General features: G+C 67.2%; 21 protein-coding genes and 2 tRNA genes. 16 read left to right on the top strand and 7 right to left on the bottom strand.

The annotated features are described in order from the left end of the window. Positions 1 to 4: 4 nt before the first annotated feature. The 3 genes from HNR14_RS05430 to HNR14_RS05420 form a co-directional block, all read right to left on the bottom strand. Positions 5 to 1,735: a glycoside hydrolase family 13 protein gene (locus HNR14_RS05430; RefSeq protein ID WP_179700218.1), complete on the bottom strand. Its 1,731-nt coding sequence runs from the start codon at positions 1,733 to 1,735 to the stop codon at positions 5 to 7. Next, complete coding sequence (locus tag HNR14_RS05425) at positions 1,732 to 2,856, bottom strand: LacI family DNA-binding transcriptional regulator (protein WP_179700217.1); 1,125 nt, start codon at positions 2,854 to 2,856, stop codon at positions 1,732 to 1,734. Before HNR14_RS05425 ends, HNR14_RS05430 begins: the two co-directional genes overlap by 4 nt. Before the next feature lie 147 nt (positions 2,857 to 3,003). Further along, a complete protein-coding gene (locus tag HNR14_RS05420; protein WP_179700216.1) occupies positions 3,004 to 3,882 on the bottom strand; it encodes a pentapeptide repeat-containing protein in 879 nt (292 codons plus the stop codon). Positions 3,883 to 4,018: 136 nt separating this feature from the next. On the opposite strand from HNR14_RS05420, the gene HNR14_RS05415 reads away from it, so the two are divergent. The 3 genes from HNR14_RS05415 (at position 4,019) to HNR14_RS05405 (ending at position 5,257) form a co-directional block, all read left to right on the top strand. Then, positions 4,019 to 4,975 carry an aldo/keto reductase gene (locus HNR14_RS05415; protein ID WP_179700215.1) on the top strand — a complete coding sequence of 319 codons (957 nt, stop codon included), beginning with the start codon at positions 4,019 to 4,021 and terminating at the stop codon, positions 4,973 to 4,975. A gap of 107 nt (positions 4,976 to 5,082) precedes the next feature. Continuing rightward, positions 5,083 to 5,154 (top strand) — tRNA-Thr (locus tag HNR14_RS05410). Positions 5,155 to 5,183: 29 nt separating this feature from the next. Then, positions 5,184 to 5,257: transfer RNA gene (locus HNR14_RS05405), tRNA-Met, on the top strand. A gap of 131 nt (positions 5,258 to 5,388) precedes the next feature. Here HNR14_RS05405 and HNR14_RS05400 read toward each other — a convergent pair. Further along, positions 5,389 to 6,024, bottom strand: coding sequence for a tyrosine-type recombinase/integrase (locus tag HNR14_RS05400; protein ID WP_281371334.1), 636 nt, complete (start codon positions 6,022 to 6,024; stop codon positions 5,389 to 5,391). Between HNR14_RS05400 and HNR14_RS20785 the strand changes: the two genes are divergently transcribed. Continuing rightward, on the top strand, positions 5,962 to 6,111 hold the full coding sequence (locus tag HNR14_RS20785; RefSeq protein ID WP_246311521.1) for a hypothetical protein: 150 nt from the start codon (positions 5,962 to 5,964) through the stop codon (positions 6,109 to 6,111). The genes HNR14_RS05400 and HNR14_RS20785 overlap by 63 nt on opposite strands. Before the next feature lie 781 nt (positions 6,112 to 6,892). On the opposite strand, the gene HNR14_RS05395 is transcribed toward HNR14_RS20785, so the two are convergent. Further along, on the bottom strand, positions 6,893 to 7,813 hold the full coding sequence (locus HNR14_RS05395; protein ID WP_179700214.1) for an SDR family NAD(P)-dependent oxidoreductase: 921 nt from the start codon (positions 7,811 to 7,813) through the stop codon (positions 6,893 to 6,895). A gap of 85 nt (positions 7,814 to 7,898) precedes the next feature. Next, a complete protein-coding gene (locus tag HNR14_RS05390; RefSeq protein ID WP_218874977.1) occupies positions 7,899 to 8,714 on the bottom strand; it encodes an SDR family NAD(P)-dependent oxidoreductase in 816 nt (271 codons plus the stop codon). 87 nt (positions 8,715 to 8,801) lie between these two features. Here HNR14_RS05390 and HNR14_RS05385 point away from each other — a divergent pair, with 87 nt between their 5' ends. The 5 genes from HNR14_RS05385 to HNR14_RS05365 all read left to right on the top strand — a co-directional run bounded on the left by HNR14_RS05385 (position 8,802) and on the right by HNR14_RS05365 (position 13,662). Beyond that, a complete protein-coding gene (locus HNR14_RS05385) occupies positions 8,802 to 10,043 on the top strand; it encodes an NAD(P)-binding domain-containing protein (protein ID WP_179700213.1) in 1,242 nt (413 codons plus the stop codon). 30 nt (positions 10,044 to 10,073) lie between these two features. Further along, positions 10,074 to 10,496, top strand: a complete 423-nt coding sequence (locus HNR14_RS05380) for an organic hydroperoxide resistance protein (protein WP_179700212.1) — start codon at positions 10,074 to 10,076, stop codon at positions 10,494 to 10,496. A gap of 37 nt (positions 10,497 to 10,533) precedes the next feature. Then, the gene (locus tag HNR14_RS21305; protein ID WP_179700211.1) at positions 10,534 to 11,121 is read left to right on the top strand and encodes a TetR/AcrR family transcriptional regulator; all 588 of its coding nucleotides are present in this window, start codon (positions 10,534 to 10,536) and stop codon (positions 11,119 to 11,121) included. A gap of 79 nt (positions 11,122 to 11,200) precedes the next feature. Beyond that, positions 11,201 to 11,515, top strand: a complete 315-nt coding sequence (locus HNR14_RS05370; RefSeq protein WP_179700210.1) for a hypothetical protein — start codon at positions 11,201 to 11,203, stop codon at positions 11,513 to 11,515. 32 nt (positions 11,516 to 11,547) lie between these two features. After that, positions 11,548 to 13,662 (top strand): ABC transporter permease, encoded by a 2,115-nt coding sequence (locus HNR14_RS05365; protein WP_179700209.1) that lies wholly within the window; start codon positions 11,548 to 11,550, stop codon positions 13,660 to 13,662. Positions 13,663 to 13,679: 17 nt separating this feature from the next. Here HNR14_RS05365 and HNR14_RS05360 read toward each other — a convergent pair whose 3' ends face one another. Next, positions 13,680 to 14,387: a TetR/AcrR family transcriptional regulator gene (locus tag HNR14_RS05360; RefSeq protein WP_179700208.1), complete on the bottom strand. Its 708-nt coding sequence runs from the start codon at positions 14,385 to 14,387 to the stop codon at positions 13,680 to 13,682. A gap of 113 nt (positions 14,388 to 14,500) precedes the next feature. Here HNR14_RS05360 and HNR14_RS05355 point away from each other — a divergent pair, with 113 nt between their 5' ends. The 7 genes from HNR14_RS05355 to HNR14_RS05325 all read left to right on the top strand — a co-directional run bounded on the left by HNR14_RS05355 (position 14,501) and on the right by HNR14_RS05325 (position 21,231). After that, the gene (locus HNR14_RS05355) at positions 14,501 to 15,598 is read left to right on the top strand and encodes an oxygenase MpaB family protein (protein WP_218874976.1); all 1,098 of its coding nucleotides are present in this window, start codon (positions 14,501 to 14,503) and stop codon (positions 15,596 to 15,598) included. Between the two features lie 66 nt (positions 15,599 to 15,664). Continuing rightward, on the top strand, positions 15,665 to 15,958 hold the full coding sequence (locus tag HNR14_RS05350; protein ID WP_179700207.1) for a hypothetical protein: 294 nt from the start codon (positions 15,665 to 15,667) through the stop codon (positions 15,956 to 15,958). Between the two features lie 21 nt (positions 15,959 to 15,979). Beyond that, positions 15,980 to 17,401 carry an aldehyde dehydrogenase family protein gene (locus HNR14_RS05345; RefSeq protein WP_179700206.1) on the top strand — a complete coding sequence of 474 codons (1,422 nt, stop codon included), beginning with the start codon at positions 15,980 to 15,982 and terminating at the stop codon, positions 17,399 to 17,401. Then, on the top strand, positions 17,292 to 18,674 hold the full coding sequence (locus tag HNR14_RS21300) for a cytochrome P450 (protein WP_218874975.1): 1,383 nt from the start codon (positions 17,292 to 17,294) through the stop codon (positions 18,672 to 18,674). The genes HNR14_RS05345 and HNR14_RS21300 overlap by 110 nt, the downstream gene beginning before the upstream one ends. A gap of 19 nt (positions 18,675 to 18,693) precedes the next feature. Next, the gene (locus tag HNR14_RS05335) at positions 18,694 to 18,903 is read left to right on the top strand and encodes a ferredoxin (RefSeq protein WP_179700205.1); all 210 of its coding nucleotides are present in this window, start codon (positions 18,694 to 18,696) and stop codon (positions 18,901 to 18,903) included. Beyond that, complete coding sequence (locus HNR14_RS05330; protein WP_179700204.1) at positions 18,900 to 20,120, top strand: NAD(P)/FAD-dependent oxidoreductase; 1,221 nt, start codon at positions 18,900 to 18,902, stop codon at positions 20,118 to 20,120. The genes HNR14_RS05335 and HNR14_RS05330 overlap by 4 nt, the downstream gene beginning before the upstream one ends. A 13-nt stretch (positions 20,121 to 20,133) precedes the next feature. Further along, on the top strand, positions 20,134 to 21,231 hold the full coding sequence (locus HNR14_RS05325) for an alcohol dehydrogenase catalytic domain-containing protein (RefSeq protein WP_179700203.1): 1,098 nt from the start codon (positions 20,134 to 20,136) through the stop codon (positions 21,229 to 21,231). Position 21,232 lies beyond the last annotated feature (1 nt).

Genomic DNA, 21,232 nt, shown 5'->3' with positions numbered 1-21,232 from the left:
GCGGTCAGACCAGCCAGACGGTGGTGTCGCGCGGGAGGCTGCGGCCCTCGAGCTCGCCGCTCGCCAGGACGATCTCGCCCGCCGGCAGCTCCACGAGTCGCTCGCCGAAGTTGGCGACCACCGTGACGCCGCCGGAGCGGAACGCGAGGGTGTCCGGGCCGAGGTCGAACCAGTCCAGCTCGCCGAACGCGAGGTCGTGCGCGCGGCGGGCGGCGAGCGCCTCCTGGTACATCGTCAGGGTCGAACCGGGCACGCCCTCCTGCGAGGAGCGCGTGTAGGTCGCCCACGACGCGGGCTGAGGCAGCCAGCTCTTCGCCGACGGGCCGAAGCCGTACGACGGGTCAGCGCCCTCCCACGGGATCGGGACGCGGCAGCCGTCGCGACCGTAGCGCTCGCCGTTCGTGCGGAACCAGGTCGGATCTTGACGGGCGTCGTCGGGCAGGTCGATCGCCTCGGGAAGGCCGAGCTCCTCGCCCTGGTAGAGGTAGGCCGAGCCGGGGAGCGCGAGCATGAGAGCGGTCGCCGCGCGGGCGCGATGCAGCGCGAAGACGGGGTCGGGCAGTCCGGTGGTCTTCGGGCCGATGCCGTGGCCCTGGAGGTTCTCGCCCGTCAGCGCGAGACGCGTCGCGTGCCGCACCACGTCGTGGTTCGACAGCACCCAGGTGCTGGGTGCGCCGACGCTTCCGAAGACCGAGATCGAGCGGTCGATCACGGTGCGCAGCGCCGCCGCCTCCCACGGCGTCTCGAGGTAGCCGAAGTTGAAGGTCTGCTGCATCTCGTCGGGCCGCACCCAGTGGGCCAGCTTCTCGAGCGGCTCCACCCAGGCCTCGCCGCAGAGCACGCGGTCGCCCTCGTACTCCTCGAGCACCTGGTGCCAGTCGCGGTAGATCTCGTGCACGCCGTCCTGCGCGAAGTACGGCGGCGTCGGCGGCTCGTCGCCCGCGTGGCCCTCGATGCCGGGCTCGAGCGCGACGGATCCGGCGCCCCCGCCCATGCTGCCCGCGTGCTCCGGCGGGGTGTAGTCGGGGAGGCCGGTCTCCTTGATCATGCCGTGGGCGACATCCACACGGAAGCCGTCGACGCCGCGGTCGAGCCAGAAGCGCAGGATGTCGCGGAACTGCTCCCGGACCCACGGGTTCGTCCAGTCGAAGTCGGGCTGCGACTTGTCGAACAGGTGCAGGTACCACTGGCCCGGGTTGCCGTCCGCCTCGTCGACGCGCGTCCACGCGGCGCCGCCGAAGATGGACTCCCAGTTGTTCGGAGGCAGCTCACCGTGTTCGCCCTTGCCGTCCCGGAACAGGTAGCGCGCGCGCTCGGGGCTGCCGGGACCGGCCGCCAGGGCCTCCTGGAACCAGCGGTGATCGCTCGACGAGTGGTTCGGCACGATGTCGATGATCACGCGCAGCCCGAGCTCGTGCGCGGTCGTCAGCATGGTGTCGAAGTCGGCCAGGGTGCCGAATCGACGGTCGACGTCGCGGTAGTCGGCGACGTCGTACCCGGCGTCGCGCTGGGGCGAGGTCTGGAACGGGGAGAGCCAGACGGCGTCCACACCGAGGTCGCGCAGTGCGGGGAGGCGGTGCGTGATGCCCGGGAGGTCGCCCATCCCGTCGCCGTCCGCGTCGGCGAACGACCGCGGATAGACCTGGTAGATGACGGCGGAGCGCCACCACTCGCGGCCGGGGGAGCTGGGCGCGAGGGCGGAGGAGTCGGGGGTGTTGGCGGTGATGACGGTCACCTCTCGTTCGGGCTGCCGGCGGACAGCGCTGGATGTGCGGGGGCTGGGGGCGCCGTGCTGGAACGCACGACGAGGTCGACGGCGACCGGGACGGTGACGGGGCGCTCGTCGTCGGCGTCGGCGTCGTCGGCGGGCGGTGTCGGCAGCGCGGTCGCGGCGGTCGTGCGCGGCCCGGGGCGACGGCGCCCGCGTTCCACGCTCCGCAGGAGGAGCTCGACGGCCTCCTCGCCCTGCAGCTCGGGGTGCTGGGAGATGGTCGTCAGGCCGAAGAAGTCCGCGAGGGGATGGTCGTCGACGCCGATCACCGACAGGTCGCCCGGCACCGAGAGCCCGAGCTCGCGCGCGGCGAGGATGCAGCCGATCGCCATCTCGTCGGAGGCGGCGAAGATGGCGGTGGGCCGGTCGGCGGGGTCGGCGAGCAGCTCCATCGCGGCCGCGTGCCCGCCGGGGATGGTGAAGTCGGCGCCGCGGTTGCGGTCGAGGTCGGGCGCGTGCCCGGCATCGCGGAGCGCCGCCTCGAAACCGAGCCGGCGCTTCGTGGGCGTGTGGAACTCGAGGTCCCACTCCTCACTGCCGCCGATGTAGGCGATGCGGCGGTGCCCCAGCCCGATGAGATGGTCGGTGGCGAGACGCCCCACCGCGATGTCGTCGATCGTGATCGCGCTCGCGCCGGGCAGCGGGCCGCCGACGCCCGCGATGGGCTTGCCGAGCGAGAGCAGCCGGCCGACCTCGTCCTCGTCGAGGGCGAGTGCGACGGCGATGACGGCATCCACCCGATTACGGAGGAGGTGGTGGTCGAACACGCGGCGGCGCTCGCCGTCGTCACCGCTCAGGTTGTAGAGCGTGAGGTCGTAGCCGCGGCGCAGGAGGGCGCGCTCGGCTCCCTCGATCACGGAGGTGAAGAACCAGCGGTTCAGGTGGGGGACGACGACGCCGATGTTGCGGGTGCGGCCCGAGGCGAGGCTGGAGGCGTCCGACGAGACGACGTAGCCGATCGAGGCCGCCACCTCGGCGACGCGCGTGCGGGTGCGGTCGGAGACGGAGCCGTTGCCGCTGAGCGCACGGGAGACCGTTGCGGTCGAGACTCCGGCGAGACGGGCGACGTCGTCGATGCCGGGCATCGCACCCCTTCCGCGGTCGTGTGGAGGCCGCGCACCGGGCGCGCGACCGGCCGGCGCCTGGCCGACGGGACGAGTCTAGTGGCGCAGACTGCGCAGAATGGAAGCGTTTCCAGTGAGCGGTCTGTGTACGATGCCCGGTCGGTCGGCTCAGCCGCGCCAGTGCGAGGGCCGGCCGAGCCCGGCCGGAAGCAGCGTGCTCGCGTCGCCGGTCGCGGCGTTGACCTGGGTCTGCGTGACGAAGAGGGCGTCGCGCAGGTCGGCTCCGTGCACACGCGCGTCACGCAGGTCGGCGCCGAGCAGCTCGACGAAGGAAAGGTCGGCATCGCGGAGGTCGGCCGCGATCAGGAGTGCGCCGCGCAGCTCGGCGGCGCGCAGATCCGCGCCGCGCAGGTCGGCGCCCAGGAGGTCGGCGCCTGGGCGGAGGCGGGTCGCGGCGACGCGTGGCGTGCGCGCGGCGCCCTTCGGGTCGCGCCTGCGGCCGGGGGAGCGGGTCGCCGCCTCCCGGGTCAGACGTGCGGCCTCCCGGAGCAGTTCGGCCGCAGGGGCGCGCAGGGCGTCGACGTCGAGCTCACGGATGCGTTCCGGGGTGTCGTCGGCCGCGGCGCGCACGGCCCGCTCGGCGGCGCGCAGTCGCGGGTGAAGGCCCTCGGCGGCGGGCAGGCGCAGCGCCTCCCGCAGGTACCAGAGCAGTTCGTGCAGCTGGCGGACGATCGGGAAGACCGCGAACATCCCGTCGCGGGTGGCGCCCCCGTCGTGCCAGGTGGCGCCGCCGAAGGTGCGCTGCGTCACGTGCTGGCCGGCGCCGAAGCAGTCGAACACCGTGCAGCCCTTGAACCCGCGGTCGCGCAGCTGCGGGTGGATGCGGCAGAGGAAGTCGTCGTCGAGGTTCACGCACGGATCGCCCGCCGGCTTGTCGAACGCGAAGTCGGCCGACTTCGCGAACGCCAGCGCCACGCAGCAGAGCCCGGCGCAGTTCGCGCAGTCGGCTGAGAGCGAGGGAGGCGAGGGGAGGGCGGCGACGTCCATCCCATCAGCGTACGGCCCTCCACAGCGCGGGGCTCCGCCTAACCTTTCCACATCTTCAGTGCCTCCCGGAATTTCGCGCGGCCACTCGCGTTACCGTGAATTGACCGACACGACACACGAAACCGGAGAGATCTTTATGACCGCACCCCGTCGCACCATCGGCAGTTCCGACCTCGAGGTCTTCCCCCTCTCGCTGGGTGGCAACGTCTTCGGCTGGACCGCCGACCGGGACACCTCCTTCGACGTGCTCGACGCGTACACCGCGGCGGGCGGCAACTTCGTCGACACCGCCGACGGCTACTCCGCGTGGGTGCCGGGCAACACGGGCGGCGACTCGGAGCGCATCCTCGGCCAGTGGTTCGACGCCCGCGGCAACCGCGAGGACGTCGTGCTCGCGACGAAGGTCAGCCAGCACCCCGACTTCAAGGGGCTCGCGGCCGACAACATCCGCCGCGCCGCCGACGCCTCGCTCGAGCGCCTCGGCAGCGAGTACATCGACCTCTACTACGCGCACTTCGACGACGAGACCGTCCCGCTGGAGGAGACCGTCGCGGCCCTCTCCGGCCTGGTCGACGCGGGCAAGGTCCGCTACATCGGCATCTCGAACTACAGCCCCGAGCGCATCGAGGAGTGGTTCCGCATCACCGAGGCCGAGGGCCTCCACCGCGCCGTCGCCCTCCAGCCGCACTACAACCTGGTCGAGCGCTCCTACGAGCAGAAGTACCGCCCGATCGCCGAGCGCGAGAACCTCGGCGTGTTCCCGTACTTCGCGCTCGCCGCGGGCTTCCTCACCGGCAAGTACCGCGACGGCGTGACCGTCGACAGCGCCCGCGCCGCCGGTGCGGCGAAGTACCTCGACGAGACCGGTCGCGCCGTCCTGAGCGCTCTCGACGAGGTCGCGGCCGCGCACGACGCCTCGGTCGCGTCGGTGTCGCTCGCGTGGCTGGCCGCCCAGCCGACGGTCACCGCGCCGATCGCCAGCGCGCGCACGCTCGACCAGCTCCCGGACCTTCTCGCGTCGGTCTCGCTGGAGCTCACCCCCGCAGAACTGGACGCCCTCGACGGCGCCTCGGAGGCAGCGCGGGCCGCCTGACCGGCCCGCGCGCAGTCGCGTCCACGATGGTCGGAAGCACCCTCGCGGTGATGGTATTCTCTTACGGTTGCCAAAATCGTTCGGGTCTTCCGACCAGGACCGGCTTCGCCCCCTTAGCTCATTGGTAGAGCACTTCCTTGGTAAGGAAGAGGTAGTGGGTCCGATTCCCACAGGGGGCTCCGTCTCCCCGATGTTCGGTGGAGACCGCGGCGGGGTAGCTCAGGTGGTTAGAGCACACGGCTCATAATCGTGGTGTCGCGGGTTCGAGTCCCGCCCTCGCTACAGACACACAACGCGAACGGCAGTCCGGACGGACTGCCGTTTCGTCGTTCACAAGCCGACGTGGACACAATCTGGACACACTCCAGATCATCGAAGCGGGCCGAGACGCGCTCGGATGACCAGCGGGCGACCTATGTGAGGGCCGTTGGGCGCGCGTGATCGAGCGCGATCGAAGCGGCCTCATTCAGTCGCTTCGCGACCTCGTCAAGATCGTCGTTGAACAGGTCGGCGTAGACGTCGAGTGTCATGGCTGCCGACGCGTGGCCGAGCATTCGTTGGACTGCCTTGACGTTGGCGCCGGCGGATACTGCGAGGCTCGCGGTGGTGTGGCGGAGACCGTGGATCGTCATGGATGGCAGGCCGGCTGAGATCAGCGCGCGATCAAGCCAGGAGTTCTCCCTGATCGTCGGAGTGGTCTGGTGCTGCCCGAAGCGTCCGGGGAACACCAAGTCCTCAGGATCCTTGCCCGCGATCGCCTCCGTCAGCCCCTCGCGCAGGAGGGCGGGGAACGGAACGCTCCGTCGCTTGTGTGACTTCGGCGATCCGACGATGACCTCACCTCGCACGAAGACAGCGTTCTCGACGACGTGAAGTCGCTGACGCCGCAGATCCACGTCTTTCGCACGGAGTGCAGTGGCCTCGCCCCAGCGGAGCCCGGTGTAGCCGAGCAGCCGGCAGTGGACGCGTGTGCGCTGAGCCTGGGTATGCCGAACTTCTTGATCCCGGTCACGGCACCGAACGGGTCGATCGCGACGCCGACCGAACAGAAGGCGCGCTGGCAGGCGGGTCTCGATCCGCGCACCGGGCTCCCGGCGGCCGCTGTCGCTACTCGTGAGGTCCTCGTCGCGCGCTGAGCGCGCCAGCCGATCTCACGGGAGATAAACGGGGCGGGTGCGTCGGAGATCGACTGCCCCCTTCGCGTGCGCGATGGGTTGCCAGTGGAGCCGCCGTCGGCGGCGCTGTCTTTGCCGGTTTGTGTGTCTTTCCGGTGGTCGATCGTAGCTCGTTCCCGGTGCTCCCGTGCCGGGCTTTCGCGGCATATCCTCACTCGCTGCTCCCTCCGGTATTCCACGGTCCCCGCACTCCCGCACCTCCCACTCGCCATCGATCTCTCCGCGGGAAAGGCAAACAAAACGATCGACCAGGGGAGTGATTAGGATGCGGGTATTCATCATCGACACCAGAAGCATGGGCCCCGAGCTGCAAGGCGGGCTTATCGGCGTGACAGGTACCGCAGAGCCGGGATCCGAGGAGAAGCGGGAATGCGTGGAGATCGTAGCGCGATACGCAACCGACGGGTGGGCCATTGCGGCCGACCCCCACACGCCTATTGGCCGGCTGGCGGCAATCGCAGCCGAGGCTGCGTGCGTCCCGTTTCTGTCGTTCGCCCGGCTGGCGGGAGGGGGAGCAAATCCTCATACTATCGATGCCTTGCCGAGCCGCCCACGTCACCTGTCCTAAGCGAGCGCAATATCTGAGGCGGTCAATTCAGTTGCGACCGCGCCGATTCCAGCCGCCATTCGTCATGCCGCTCGAGCACCGGGATCTAGGGGTAGCAGCGAAAACCTCCGTCCGAGTGATTCTGGTGTCACACGGACGGAGATCTTGGCTTCACCTCGCTGGTCTGGAGGTCACTCAATCGGCCCACTTCTTGAGGTCGGCGAGGTCGGGGCGATCCTCGAGAGTCCATCGGTTCGTCAGGTCCTTGGTCAGACCGGAGGGTGCTTCAGCGTCGAGAAGGTCCAGGGTCCATCCGCCCTCGTGTTCGATCGTCCGCTCCAGGCCGGGCTCTTCAAGAAGGCTCACCTGGTCTCCGCCGATCTTGAATGTGCGACCGTTCACGTTCGCCGCCGCGTCGGTGCACAGCCACGCGACGAACGGCGGAATCTTCGGTGGCGTCAGAACCTCGGCACCGAGCGACGTTCCGCCGCGCGTCGCAGGGTCGTCACCCGTCGTCGCCTGCATGAGGCGGGCCCACGGGAGCATCGCCTCATCGAACGAGTCGGAGGACTGTGCGAGAGCGAGGGGCCGGATCGCGTTGCATCGGATGCCGAAACGACCGACCTCCTTCGCCACCGTCCGAGTCAGTCCGATGTCACCCTCCTTGGCGGAGGCGTAGGCGACGAGTCCGGGCAGGCCGAAGCCGCCACCCGAACTGGTGTTGATGATGACGCCTGAGCCCTGCGCCGCCATCAGCGGGACGGTCTGGCGGATCATCGCGAAGTACCCGCTCAGGTTGACGGCGATGGTGCGGTCCCAGTCGGCTTGCGAGAAGTCCCAGACGTTGCCGTAGCCGCCCGCGGTGGCGTTGTTGATGAGGATGTCAACGGTCCCCCATGCATCGACGGCCGTGCCGACGATGGAGGATGCGCCTTCCCACGTCGCCGAGTCTGTGTTCGCCACGGCGATTCCGCCGGCGGCTTCCACTTCGGCGACGACGTCTGACGCCCGTGACCCCTCGCGCGTCGCAACGTCGTTGATCAGCACGCGAGCGCCCTCGCGAGCGAACAGGAGCGCGTGCTCCCGGCCGAGACCGCGCCCGGCTCCCGTGATCACTACGACCTTTCCGTCAAAACGACCCATTTCCGTCTCCCATCATCTGTTTCGAATTCATTTGTTGCATCGCCGTCCGCGCGAGGTCCTAGTCGCGGAACCCGCCGCCACCGTTGACGCTCCAGACCTGTCCCGACACCCAGTCCGCGTCATCGCTGAGGAGGAAGACGATCGTCTGCGCGAGGTCTTCGGGCCGGCCGAGTCGCGGAAGAGTAACGCCGGCGAGCATGGCGGCTTTGAAGTCATCGCTCATCGTCGCGATAGCGGTCTCGCTGAGTACCGCGCCCGGGCTGACGCTGTTCGCGCGGATCCCCTGGTGTCCGTAGGTCGCGGCCAGGTGACGAGACAGAGCGTTGATGCCGGCCTTCGAGGCGGCATAGGCCGGCCGCGTCTTCTCGCCCACCCAGGACGCGCCTGAGGAGGTGTTGACGATGGAACCGCCTCCGGCCTCGGCCAGGTGAGGGACGGCGTATTTGGCGATCAGGGCGAAGCCGATCAGATTGGCCCTGAGCGTCTGTTCCCAGATCGCCACGTCCATGTCGGTCACCTCGACATCGTTGCCGAGAGTCGCGGGGGACAGATCGGCTGCAACGTTCGCGACGCCATCGAGACCCCCGAGGGAATCGACAGCCGACTGGACGAGCTGCTCAACTGACGCCGCGTCCGCCAGATCGAAGCGTGCCGCGGTCGCGGTACCGCCTGCGTCGCGGATCGCCTGAGCGGTCGACTCGGCGCCGTCGAGGTTGATGTCACCCAGGACGAGATGTGCTCCCTCCTGCCCGAGGCGGATCGCAGTCGCCGCGCCGATCCCGCTGGCCGACCCTGCGACCAGGATCCGCTTCGTATTCAGACCTCGCATGACTGATTCCTTCCTCGTCGAAGATGCTTTACTGATTAAAGTCATCCGTGTTGACATAAAGGTAAGGCGAGCGCAAGATTTAGTCAACAGGGTTGATTCAATGAACGGTTCGATCGAAGAGGGAGCAGAACAATGGTTGTCAACGATGCGAAGGGCCCGGATACCGTCCGCGCCGGCGTGATCGGGCTCGGCATGATCGGTGGCGGTGTGGCTGTCAGTCTCGCCAAGACCGGCAACGCCCCGACGGCTGTGTTCGATGTGCGCCCCGGCATCTCCGACAACCTCGACGGAGTGCCGTCGCAAGCAGCCAGTCCAGCCGAGGTCGCCCGGCAGAGCGATATCGTTCTGCTGGCCGTGCTCAACGCCGCCCAGGCCGAGGAGGTCATCGCCGGACCCAGGGGTCTGCTCGAAGAAGCCCACGACGGCCTCACGGTCGTCCTGCTGTCGACGGTCTCGATCGAGGCGGTCCGTTCGCTCGCCGCGTTGTGCGCCGATCGCGGCGTGGCGTTCCTCGACGCAGGCGTGACAGGCGGCAGCAAGGCCGCCGAAAACGGGCTCATCGTCATGGTCGGTGGTGAGGATGCAGACGTCGCTCGCGCCCTCCCGGTGCTGGATGCATTCGCCAAGTCGGTCGTCCATTGCGGCCCGCTCGGAGCAGGGATGGTCGCCAAGCTCGCGCGCAATTCGCTCACCTATTCGATCTGGGCCGCTGTCCGCGAGGCGACATCGATCGCCGCAGCCGGCGGCGTCACTCGCGAGACACTGCTGGAGGTGCTCGAGCAGCAAGACGCGGGTACGGAGCCGTACACTCTGCTTCGCTCCCAGGTCGCCGGAAACGTGGTTCCCGACGATTACGCCGCGCAGGTGAACGTGCTGGCTGAGAAGGATCTCTCGGCGGCTCAGGAGTTCGCCGGAAGCGTCGGCATCCCGCTCCCCATCGTGGACGTCGTACGGCCTCGCATGTCCGCGGTCTATCGCGGCGACGTCGAGACCCGCTACCCCGAGGATGTGCGCGAGCGAGGGCTGGTGACGATGGATCGGGTCTACGGCGACGGCTTCAGCGCGCAGATCCCACAGCCGATCACCGTCCCCTCGATCGTCGACACGGTCGACAAGCTCTTCGCCGACGTCTGGGCGCGTCCGTACTTGACGCTCCGCGACCGGCGCCTCCTGACGCTCGGGGCCACCGCCATGCTCGGTCGTGCCGATCTGATCGAGACCCAGTTGCGCGGGGCCCTTGCCAACGGCGAGTTCACGACCGACCAGCTGCGCGAGCTGGTCCTGCACGGTATGTACTACGCCGGCTGGGGCAACGGGACCGTTCTGCAGGGCGTCGTCGAGAAGCTGATCGCCGAAGGCGCCGACCACCACTGACCACGACAACGACTGAACAAGGAGAGCGATATGCGCAGCATCTATACCGTCGAGGCCATCGCGACCGGAGGGGGAAGGGATGGCCACGTCCGCAGCACCGATGGCCGGGTCGACCTTGACCTCGCTGTTCCCCAGAGCATGGGTGGCTCCGGCAACGGCTCGAACCCTGAGCAACTGTTCGCCGCGGGATACTCCGCCTGCTTCCATTCCGCCGTGCAACTGGTGGCGAGACAGCGGAAGATCGACATCTCCGGGTCGTCTGTCGGTGGTCAGATCAGCCTGCTAGCCGACGCGCAGGGCGCCCTCAGGCTGGCCGTCCTCCTGGAAGTCGTGCTTCCTGGAGTCGAGCAGGGCGTCGCCGAGTCCCTCGCCGAGGCTGCGCATCAGGTCTGCCCGTACTCGAACGCGACTCGCGGCAACATCGAGGTGACGATCGTCGTCGCGGACGACTGACCCACGGCGACCGGACGCGACCTGAGATACTCGAAAGGTGAACGACCAGCACGAAGCTCCCGCGGCGCCGCGGCGCCGCGGGCGGCCGCCGTCCACGCGCGCCCAGGACGCGATCCGCGCCGCCGCGTCGAAGCTCTTCGCCGAAGGCGGGTTCTCCGGGACCTCCATCCGCGACATCGCCGCAGCGGCGTCGGTCGACCCCGCAATCATCATCCGCCACTTCGGATCGAAGGAATCGCTGTTCCTTGAAACGCTCTCCGTGGACGAAGGGTTCCGCGGACTCACTGAGGGTCCGCTGGACCAGCTCGGTCGCAGCATTCTCGATCGGCTCATCACTGACGCAACGCCCGAGCAGGTCAAGGTGTTCGCGGCCCTGATGGGCGCCTCAGACCGACCTGACGTGCGCGCCTACCTCGAGCGCTCGACCGAGCAGCACATCGTTCAACCGCTGATCGCGCGCCTTACCGGCGACAATGTCGAGTTGCGTGCTCGTCTGATCACCGCGCAGCTCACCGGCCTCCTCGTCAACCTTCGCGTCGCCCACCAGACGCACCTGCGTGACTACGAGACGGGGCTCGTCGTCGAGGTCTACTCCCGCGCGTTGCAGAGCCTCATCGACCCCTGATCGAATCGCAAATCACTCGAACCGCTATTTAGGTCAACGGTGTTGACTTTAATACCTCTGCCGGACTACCATCGGCATCATGACATCGCGTCCCAGTTGGCAGCAGCGGCTGCTCGTGACTGTAATCCGGCCTCTCGGTCTCGGGCGTCGCACGCCCGAGAAGCTCCATGCCTCGATCGCCAAACGTGATGCGAAGTGGACGCCGCCATCGCCGCCCGCGAAGAAACTGAAGGGCATCGTCGCTTCCTCCTCATCCGCGGTGGGATGGCCGGTCTGGACGCTCGCTCCGGACGAGCCGGCGGACGGCGTTCGCCGAGCGGTCGTGGCCGTGCTTCCCGAAGCGAAGGAAGTCGCTCCGCGCATCCTCGAGCAACTCACCGGCGTCCGCGCCTAATCGACACAACCCCACCGTTCGGAAGGTACGCCATGTCATCGGAACCCCGCCCGCCCCACTCGCGGCCCTCGCTCGGGAAGATCATCGCGTGGTTCGCGCTGCCGCTGTTCTTCATCATCGGATTCCCGCTGGCCTACGTCAGTGCTTCACACGATCCGACGCCCCACGACATGCCAATCACGATCGTCGGACCGTCCGCCGTGACAACACCGATCGCGAACTCACTGAGCAAGGGCGATGAATTCTCCGTCGCGGTCTCGGGGCAAGCGGCGGATGCCAGGGGGAGCGTGACGAGTCGCGCCTCCGTCGGAAGCGTGCTGATCGATATCGAGATGGCCGCCGACGGGACCCAGACGACGACGGTCACCACCTACACGGCGTCCGGGGCCGGTCGCGCGACGACGTCGGTCGTCCAAGCAGTCGGCGACAAGATCGCCTCGCAGTTCGACGTCGCCAATACGGTCGTGGATGTCGCCCCGCTGGCCAAGCAGGACCCGCTCGGCAGCAACCTTCTTTATCTGCTGATCTTCTCGTCGATCGGGGGCTACCTCGTCATCATCACGATCTCCGAGCTCTGGGGACGATCGCTGCGAGCACGACTGACTGGAGCCGCGGTCGCCGCGGTCGTCACTCCACCGTTGGTCTTCTTCCTCAGTTCGATCGTGGTCGGAACGTACGGCGCCGACGCCGGCACGATCGCCAAGCTGCTGCTCATCGACGCCCTCTACGTCTTCACCTGCGCCCTGGCTGCGATCCTGGCCGAACAACTCGTCGGCCCCGCGATCACAATGGGAGTGATCCTGCTCGTCGTATTCCTCAACTTCCCGAGCTCGGGAGGGACGACGGCGGCATCACTCCTGCCACCGTTCTGGCAAGACGTCCACAGTTTCTGGTTCGGCGCCGGCGCGTTGGAGACGTTCCGGTCGTTGATCTACTTCGACGGTGCGGGAAGCGCCCGCTGGATACTCCAGTTGGCGGCCTGGACGTTCGCACTGCTCGTGATCATCGCCGTGATCGAGTTGGGCAGATCGATCTCGGTGCTGCGCCGAGAGGTGCGCACCATGCAAGGAGTCGATACGAAAGCGATCGATCTGGCAGCCGCTCCCCGCAATCTCAAGCCGTCCACTCGGATCGCCGGCGTGATCGCCCTGCCCTTGTTCTTCATCGTGTCCTTCGTTTTCGCATACCTCACGGCTTTGCACTCTCCCACCCCGAACAACATGTCTGTCGTGATCGCGGGACCACAGACCGTGACGACCCAGGTGGTGGATGGGGTTGAAGCCAAGGCCGACGGCGCCTTCCACCTCACGACCACGACCAACGCATCCACGGTGAAATCCGCCGTGGCTGATCGACAGGTCGAAGGTGCGATCGCCGTCGAGGGAAGAGACGTCACCGTATACATCGCGAATGGAGGTGGTCGGCTCGCTGCGTCCACGGTCCAATCACTCGGGTCACAGGTCGCCGAGTCCCTGGGCGGAACGGTGACTGTCGTCGATGTCGCCCCTGTGTCGGACGAGGATCCCACGGGAACCGGGTTGTTCTACCTCATCATTGCGAGCACGGTCGGCGGGTATCTGGCGATCAACGCGCTCTTCCAGACGTTCCCTCGAGCTCGCTTGCGTTACCAGCTTGCGATCGTGGGCGTCTCGGCGGTGGTCATTCCTTCCGTCGTCATCGGAGTCCAGAGCCTCTTCGTCGGCGTCTTCGGGGCGAGTGCCGGCCAAGCCTGGGCCATGTGGGGCATCGACGTACTCTACGTGTTCACGGTCGCGATGCTGGCGACGCTGCTGACCCGCGCTCTACGCACGGCCTCCACGTTCGGAGTCACGATCTTCCTGCTCGCGCTCAACTTCCCGAGCGCAGGAGGTGCGGTCAGTGCAGGCCTCCTGCCGAGCTTCTGGCAATTCATCCACAGCTTCTGGTTCGGCGCGGCCGCCTTGGAGGCGATGCGCGGAGTGCTCTACTTCAACGGTGCACAGGTGGGACAGCACCTTCTCGTCCTCGGGATATGGGCTGTGGCGTCGACGGCGGCTGTTCTCCTACTTCGGCTGCTCCAGTTGCGCAAGAAGATTCCCGCCGAACCGACGGGTGACGAAATCGAGCTCGTCCTGCCAGGAACCGAGGCGGCTGCGGCGTCGCTCTAGGGGCAGCCGGATGAAACCTACGGCTCGCCAACGGACTTCTGCGCCTTCAGCAGGTCCTCACATCCGCTGATGAAGACGTCGATGCTCGTCCGGAACTGTCCTGCGCCGGAGGTATCGACGCTCGGATCCCCCATGTGCGTCACATGCGGGAAACTCGCGCCAGCCGAATCCTCCAGGGCGAGTCGAAGCTGAGCGAGCCCGAGGTGCTCTCCGGCTTCACTCGTCAGGGTGGCGGTGCGTGCGAACCCGGTGCAGATGAACGTCAGCAGCATGAGGCACTGGGCCGCAGTCTCATCGTCGAAGCCGGCGTCCAGCAGCGCGGAGAGCAGGACTTCCGTCGGCGCGATGATTCCCACCAGCAACGGGCTTCCTGGCCGGAAGTAGTCCCCGAGTGAGCCGATAGCGATGAGACTTTCGGTGAATGCCGTCGCGTACGCGCGGCACGCCTGCTGCCAACTCTCGCTCTCGGCGAGGTGGGCCGCTGCGAAATGCTCGGCGAAGGCCTCTCTCGCGACCAGATCCAGGAGCGTCTCCCGGTCGCGCACGTAATGGTGGACGGCCTTCCGATCGACACCGAGGGTATCCGCCACGGCCTGCATCGTGAGACTGCGAGGGTCGATGGTTCGCGCTGCGGCGAGGATCTGTTCCAACGTGAGCCCGGCCCGCTTTCCCGGCCCTCGCAACGCGCCGGCGCTCGCTGGTTCGGCCGCAGGTGTGCGGGTCATGAGGACTCCGTTCCGTAGCGAGCTTGACAGGGCGCTGACCCTCAAACAATACTGTGTCAACCACTTAATTCCCGGGCGGGAATTAACGGTCTTGTCGAACGAAGGAGTTTCACATGACAGTGCAGGAGATCGCTCCCGGGCAGCCACGCGTGGTGACCGAAGAGGACATCCGTGGAACCGACCGGCGCTGGCGTCGCGGGATGGTCCCGGTCGCTGCAGGCGATTCCGTCAAGGACGACGGCACCCCGGACTACGGACTCTTCGGTCCGGGGAGCATGGTGTGGGAGGTCCTCCTGCACCCCGCGACGGTCGTCTTCCACCACGTCGGTCAGCAGATCGCCCAGGACACCTACCTGCCGATCGTGGCGGGAATCCGCGATCACGAGCCCATCGTCCGCCAGGCGCGTGAAGGTGTCTTCTCGGGGTTCGATGGCTTCGAGCGCTCCTCACGTGGCGCGGGCATCCACGGGATCATGTGGCTGAGCGACACGAACACCGCAGTGTCGATGGCGAACTTCCTGCACAAGGTGCACCAGAAGGTCGCCGGCGACGTGATCGACGTCGGCAACCCCGAGCTCGGCGGATACGCAGCCGCCGGCCCGCGCGAATCCATGTGGGCGGCCCTGACCGAGATGCACCCGATGTTGCGAATGTACGAGGCTTTCGCATATCGAGACGGCAAAGCTCCCCACCGGCTGTCCGACGAACAGCGCGACCGATTCATCCGGGAGTGTGCACCCTACCTACGCGCACACGGCACCCCCGAAGACAAGATCCCCCAGAACATGGCGGACTTGAAGGCGCTCTACGCCGAGTACGACCAGCTGTTCGGTCCCAGCAGCACCGTCAGGATCTCTCCCGAGTACGGCTACGACTACCTCGAGATCCTGACGGAGTCGGCGACCAAGACCTACCACCCGTCGCAGAACCCGGCGCTCCGGATGCAGACGCTGCTGTACCGGGAGCCTCACAAGGCTGCCGTGGGGGCGCTGCCGCACCGCGCACGGGTCGCGCTGGGGCTGACACCGGAGCAGGAAGAGGAGGCTATCGCCGAGACTGCGCGCTTCCAGGAGCGCGCGTGGGAGATGCAGCAGCCCGAAATGGAGCGCGAAGTCCTTCAGATGCAATGGGGGCCGGACTGCGTGCGGCTGTTCGAGTCCGCACGAGCCCTCCATCGCAAGGCGTTGGAGGAGCAGGGATCCCCGCTCTGAGCCGCGCCCGTCCGACACCAAAACGCACGCTGACCCACCAGCCACCCAATCTCAAAGAGGAGAAGCATGTCCGTCCTTGGAACGTGGAGCATCGCCATGAAGAGTCCGTTCGGCGAGCAGAAGTTCGATCTCACCTTCACCGATGACCCTCCGCGCGCGGTGATGTCCGGCAACGGCGACGACACGACCGAGGTCGACAACGTCGTGTTCGACGGCGACACCGCGACATTCACTCAGGACGTCGCCTCACCGATGAAGCTGCACATCGTCTGGACCGTCGAGGTCGAAGACGACGCCCTGTCCGGCACCGCCAAGGCCGGCATGTTCCCCGCGCAGAAGGTAGCCGGGACCCGCGTGTAGCGGGTCTCCGAAAGGATCCTCATGACCATCGCCCCCGACGCACGCGTCGACTCCGACATCCTCAGCCCGACCCAGCAGGCCGACGTCGCCCGCGCGGGCTTCGCCGCCGGCATCACGAAACCGCTCGCCTGGCGGCAGCAACAGCTCATCGCTCTCGAGCAGCTCCTTCGCGAGAACGGGCCCGCATTCGAAGACGCGCTGTACGCCGATCTCGGGAAGCCCCCGATCGAATCGTTCATGGCGGAGACCGGCTCGGTCCGATCCGAGATCGGACTGGTGCTGCAGAACCTCGAAGCATGGACCAGCCGCCGCGAGGTCGCCGTCCCGGACGGCCTGCAGCCCGCGACCGCTCAGATCGTCCGTGAGCCACTCGGCACGGTCCTCGTCATCTCCCCGTGGAACTACCCCGTGCACCTCCTCTTCATGCCGGTGATCGCCGCCATCGCCGCAGGCAACGCGGTCGTGATCAAGCCCAGCGAGCTGGCGCCGGCGACGTCGGCCGTCGCGGCGGCGCTCGTTCCGAAGTATCTCGACCCGCGCGCGATCCGCATCGTCGAGGGAGGCGTCGAGGAGACGACCGAGCTGCTCTCGTTGCCCTGGGACCACATCTTCTACACCGGCAACGGCGTGGTGGGGCGCGTGGTGATGGAGGCCGCTGCGAAGCACCTCTCACCGGTGACGCTCGAGCTCGGGGGCAAGTCACCCGTGTGGGTCGACGGCTCCGCCGACCTGGCCGCCGCCGCTCATTGGCTGGTCTGGGGCAAGTTCCTCAACGCCGGCCAGACCTGCGTCGCCCCGGACTACATTCTGACCACGAAGGCCGTGCAGCCCAAGCTCGTCGAAGCACTCGCGCGCGAGATCGCGGACATGTACGGGACCGACCCGCACGAGTCCAGGGATTTCGGCCGCATCGTCAACACTCGCCATCACGATCGCCTCGTCGGGCTGCTGCCCGACACGGGCGTCGCCATCGGCGGCGTCGCGGAGCGATCGGAACGCTACCTCGCCCCCACCGTCCTGACCGACGTCACCGTCGATGACCCGGTGATGAAGGAGGAGATCTTCGGACCGATCCTCCCGATCGTCCCGGTCGCCGATTCCGAGGCGGCGATCGGCATCATCAACCGCGGGGACAAGCCATTGGCGCTGTACGTCTTCACCACGGACGACGGCGTCGCAGAGGACTTCCTCACGAGGACTTCCTCCGGATCCGTGGGAATCAATGCGCCCATGCTCCAACTGGGTGTGTCTACGCTGCCGTTCGGGGGAGTGGGCGCCAGCGGGATGGGCTCCTATCACGGCGAGTTCGGAATCCGTACCTTCAGCCACGAACGTGCCGTTCTCACCAAGCGCGGCGAAGGCGCCGCCCGATACGGACAGCCCCCCTTCTCCGCGGAGAAGATTCGAGCGATCCGCGGGCTCCCCGCCGACGGTACCGAGTAGAACCATGCCGGTCCATACCACCACGCACGAACCGACGACCGACCTCGACATCTCCAGCGTCGCGTTCTGGTCGAAAACCTTCGACGAGCGCGATGACACGTTCGCTCGGCTGCGCGCCGACCATCCGGTGAGCTGGCACGCCCCGCTCGAGGATCTGACGGTGACACCGGAACAGCACGGTCAGGCCGGCTTCTGGGCCGTCACCCGCGCGGCGGACATCAGCTATGTGAGCCAGCACAACGAGCTGTTCAGCTCCGAACTGGGTCGCACACCGCTGCACCCTGGCGTGCCGGACCAGGCCGTGGTCGTCCCCATCCTCGACATGGATCCGCCGAGCCACACCGCGTTCCGGAAGATTATGAGCGCGGGGTTCACACCGAAGGCGGTCGCCCGGCTGAGCGACAAGATCCAGGAACGGGCGACTCAGATCATCGACAGGGTCGTCGGCGCAGGCACGATCGACTTCGTCGAGGAGGTGTCCAGCAAGCTCCCGATGATGACCGTCGCCGACCTCGTCGGCATCCCGGAGTCGTTGATGGACAGTTTCGCCAGAGCCGGGAACGATCTGATCCTGATCCAGGATCCTTACGCCGATTTCGGCGACGAGGATCGTGGCGAGATCGCCGGCAAAGCCTTCTTCGTTCTCGCCAGCATCACGAGCGAGCTGTCCGCGGCCCGCCGCGAAGATCCGAAGGACGACATCATGACGGCGATGGTGTCGGCCGAGATCGACGGGCGGCGTCTGGAGGACCAGGAGATCCTGATGCTGATGCTGCTGCTCAGCGTCGCCGGGAACGACACGACGAAGCAGACCACGACCCGCACGGTGATGTCCCTTGCCGAGAACCCGGACCAGCGCGCGTGGCTGATGGAAGACTTCGACGGCCGCATCATGGGCTCGATCGAGGAATTCGTACGGCACGCTTCGCCTGTCATCGACTTCGCTCGCACCGCAACCGTCGATGTCGAGCTCGCCGGACAGCGGATCGAGGCGGGCGACAAAGTCGGACTGTTCTACTGTTCGGGTAACCGCGACGAATCGGTGTTCCCCGACCCGTCGAAGTTCGATCTCTCCCGCGGGCGGACGCCTCACGTCGGCTTCGGCGGCGGAGGCGTGCACTACTGCCTCGGAAACGGCGTGGCGAAGGCGCAGCTCCGCGCGCTGTTCCAGCAGATCCTCACCAAACTGCCCGACATGGAGGTCGGCGAGCCGGAGTACCTGGTGAGCGACTTCATCAACGGCGTCAAGCACCTTCCCGTCACCATTCGGTGACCGAACCAGGAGTGCAAGCATGGAAACTCTTCGTATCGTCGTGGACCGCGGTCGCTGCACCGGAATCGGCATCTGCGAATCGCTCTCGCCCGACCGCTTCGAGGTCGACGACGACGGCACTCTGATCGTGCACGACGATCTCGTGACCGCCGCCGACCGCGACGCGGCAGAAGCTGCCGTGTCCGGCTGCCCCGCGGCGGCGCTGAGCCTCGTGCCGGCCGGATCATGACCGAGCGACTTCTCGTCGTCGGGGCGTCCCTGGCGGGCATACGGTCCGTCGAAGCAGCCCGCCGGCACGGTTTCGAAGGCGACATCACCATGATCGGGGCAGAGGCGCATCTGCCGTACGACCGGCCCCCGCTCTCGAAGCGGTACCTGACCGGGGAATCCGCAGCCGATTACTACCGCACCGAGGACGCCATCCGCGACGAACTGCGGGTCGACTTGCGGCTCGGCACGTGCGCCACCGCGCTTCGCGCCGATGATCACACTGTCGCCACGACCTCCGGCGATGTGGCCTATGACCGCCTGATCATCGCGACAGGAGCGGCACCGCGCACGATCCCGGGAGTGCCCGCGCTCGCCGGAATCGTCACGCTCCGCACCCTCGACGACGCGGATCGGCTGCGCGAGAGTATTCGTCCCGGTGCGCACGTGGTCATCCTCGGGGCCGGCTTCATCGGATCGGAGATCGCGTCTTCGGCGACCCATCTGGGCGCCGAGGTGACCGTGATCGAGGCCGCACCTGTCCCTCTGGTGCGCGCCGTCGGAGACGTCGTCGGCCGCGCGCTGGCCGGCCTCCATCAACGGCATGGCACGCGTCTGCTGATGGACACGCGGATCGTCGAGTATCTCGGATCAGACCGGATCGAAGCGGTTCGGCTGAGCAACGGCGACGTGCTCCGAGCCGACGTCGTCGTCGTCGGGATCGGCGCCGCTCCTGCCACCGAGTGGTTGCGTGACTCCGGGATCGGACTTCATCCGCTCGATGGCGGAATCATCTGCGACGAATATCTGCAGAGCTCGCTGCCCGGGGTGTACGCGGCCGGCGACGTCGCACACTGGCCGAACGGTGCGCTCGACCTCGTCATGCGGTTGGAGAACTGGACGAACGCTGCCGATCAGGCGGCGCAGGCAGGCGCTAACGCGGCCGACCCGTCCCACGCCGAACGCTACGAGACCGTGCCCTACTTCTGGAGCGACTGGTACGGCCAGCGCATCCAGTTCGTCGGAACCGCCACTGCCGAGGCGGTCGAATTCGCGTCAGGAAGCCCGGACGACTCCCGCTTCGTCGCGCTCTACAGAACGGGCGACCGCCTCGTTGGGGCAGCCACACTCGACGAACGCAAGAAGATCATGAAGCTTCGGCGCCACATCGCAGAGCGTGGTCTCTTCTCCGACGCAATCCGAATTCTCGAACCGGCAACGCAGCCGGCCCACACGTAAGGAAGATGACCCCGTGACCACGAACACCCTCGCTGCCGTTCTCCGCGCCCCCGATGCACGGTTCGCGTTCGAACAGGTGACACTGGGCGAACTCGGCCCGCATGATGTCCTCGTCAGAATCGTCGGCGTGGGCTTCTGCCACACCGACGTCATGCCGCGAGGAATGGCCGCGCACGCCCTCCCCGCGATTCTCGGACACGAAGGGTCAGGCGTCGTCACCGAGGTCGGTGACGAGGTTTCCCACGTCCGTCTCGGCGATGCCGTGGTGCTCAGCTTTGCCTCGTGCGGCGAGTGCGGCCAGTGTCTCAAGGGCACGCCAGCCTATTGCGTCAACTTCCTCGCCCTGAACATGAGTGGCCGCGACATGTTCGGTGGCACCAGCGCAACGGACGGTGCCGGAACACCACTGCAGAACCGGTGGTTCGGACAGTCATCATTCGCTGAATACTGCATCGTCAACGAGCGAAGTGCTGTCGTAGTCGACCCCGATCTCCCGATCGAACTCATGGGCCCCCTGGGATGCGGCATTCAAACCGGCGCAGGGGCAGTGCTGAATGAGATGGATCTTCAGCCCGGTCAGTCGATCGCCGTATTCGGCGCCGGCGCTGTGGGTCTGTCGGCGGTGATGGCCGCCAAGGTCGCCGGCGCCGCAGACATCGTCGCGATCGATCTGCATCAGAGCAGGTTGGACCTTGCACTCGAGTTGGGGGCCACCCGCGTCGTTCTCGCCAGCGAGAAGCGGCTCGTGGATCGCATCCTCGGAGATTCCGACGGTCTCGATTTCGCCCTCGACACGACTGGAGTCAGTGCCGTGATGGAGAGCGCGATCGAGGTCGTCGGGGCGGGCGGCGAGATCGTCCTCCTCGGTGCCAGCGTCGACGGTCTGGCGTTGCACCCGACGACTCTCACCGGCAAACGCGTGACCTACGTCCTGGAGGGCGGGGCCGATCCGCAGCGGTTCATCCCCCTGCTCATCGAGCATTGGCAGGCCGGACGATTCCCCTTCGATCGGTTGGTCGCCACCTACCGGTTCGAGGACATCGATGTCGCCGAGGCGGAGGCGCGCACGGGTGAGGCGATCAAGCCCGTCCTCCTCGTCGGCTCGCGATGAA

The sequence above is a fragment of the Leifsonia naganoensis genome, assembly GCF_013410615.1.
Taxonomy (GTDB): Bacteria; Actinomycetota; Actinomycetes; order Actinomycetales; family Microbacteriaceae; genus Leifsonia; species Leifsonia aquatica.
The sequence above is the reverse complement of the archived record's forward strand: the minus strand, read 5'-3'. Positions and strand labels throughout refer to the sequence as shown.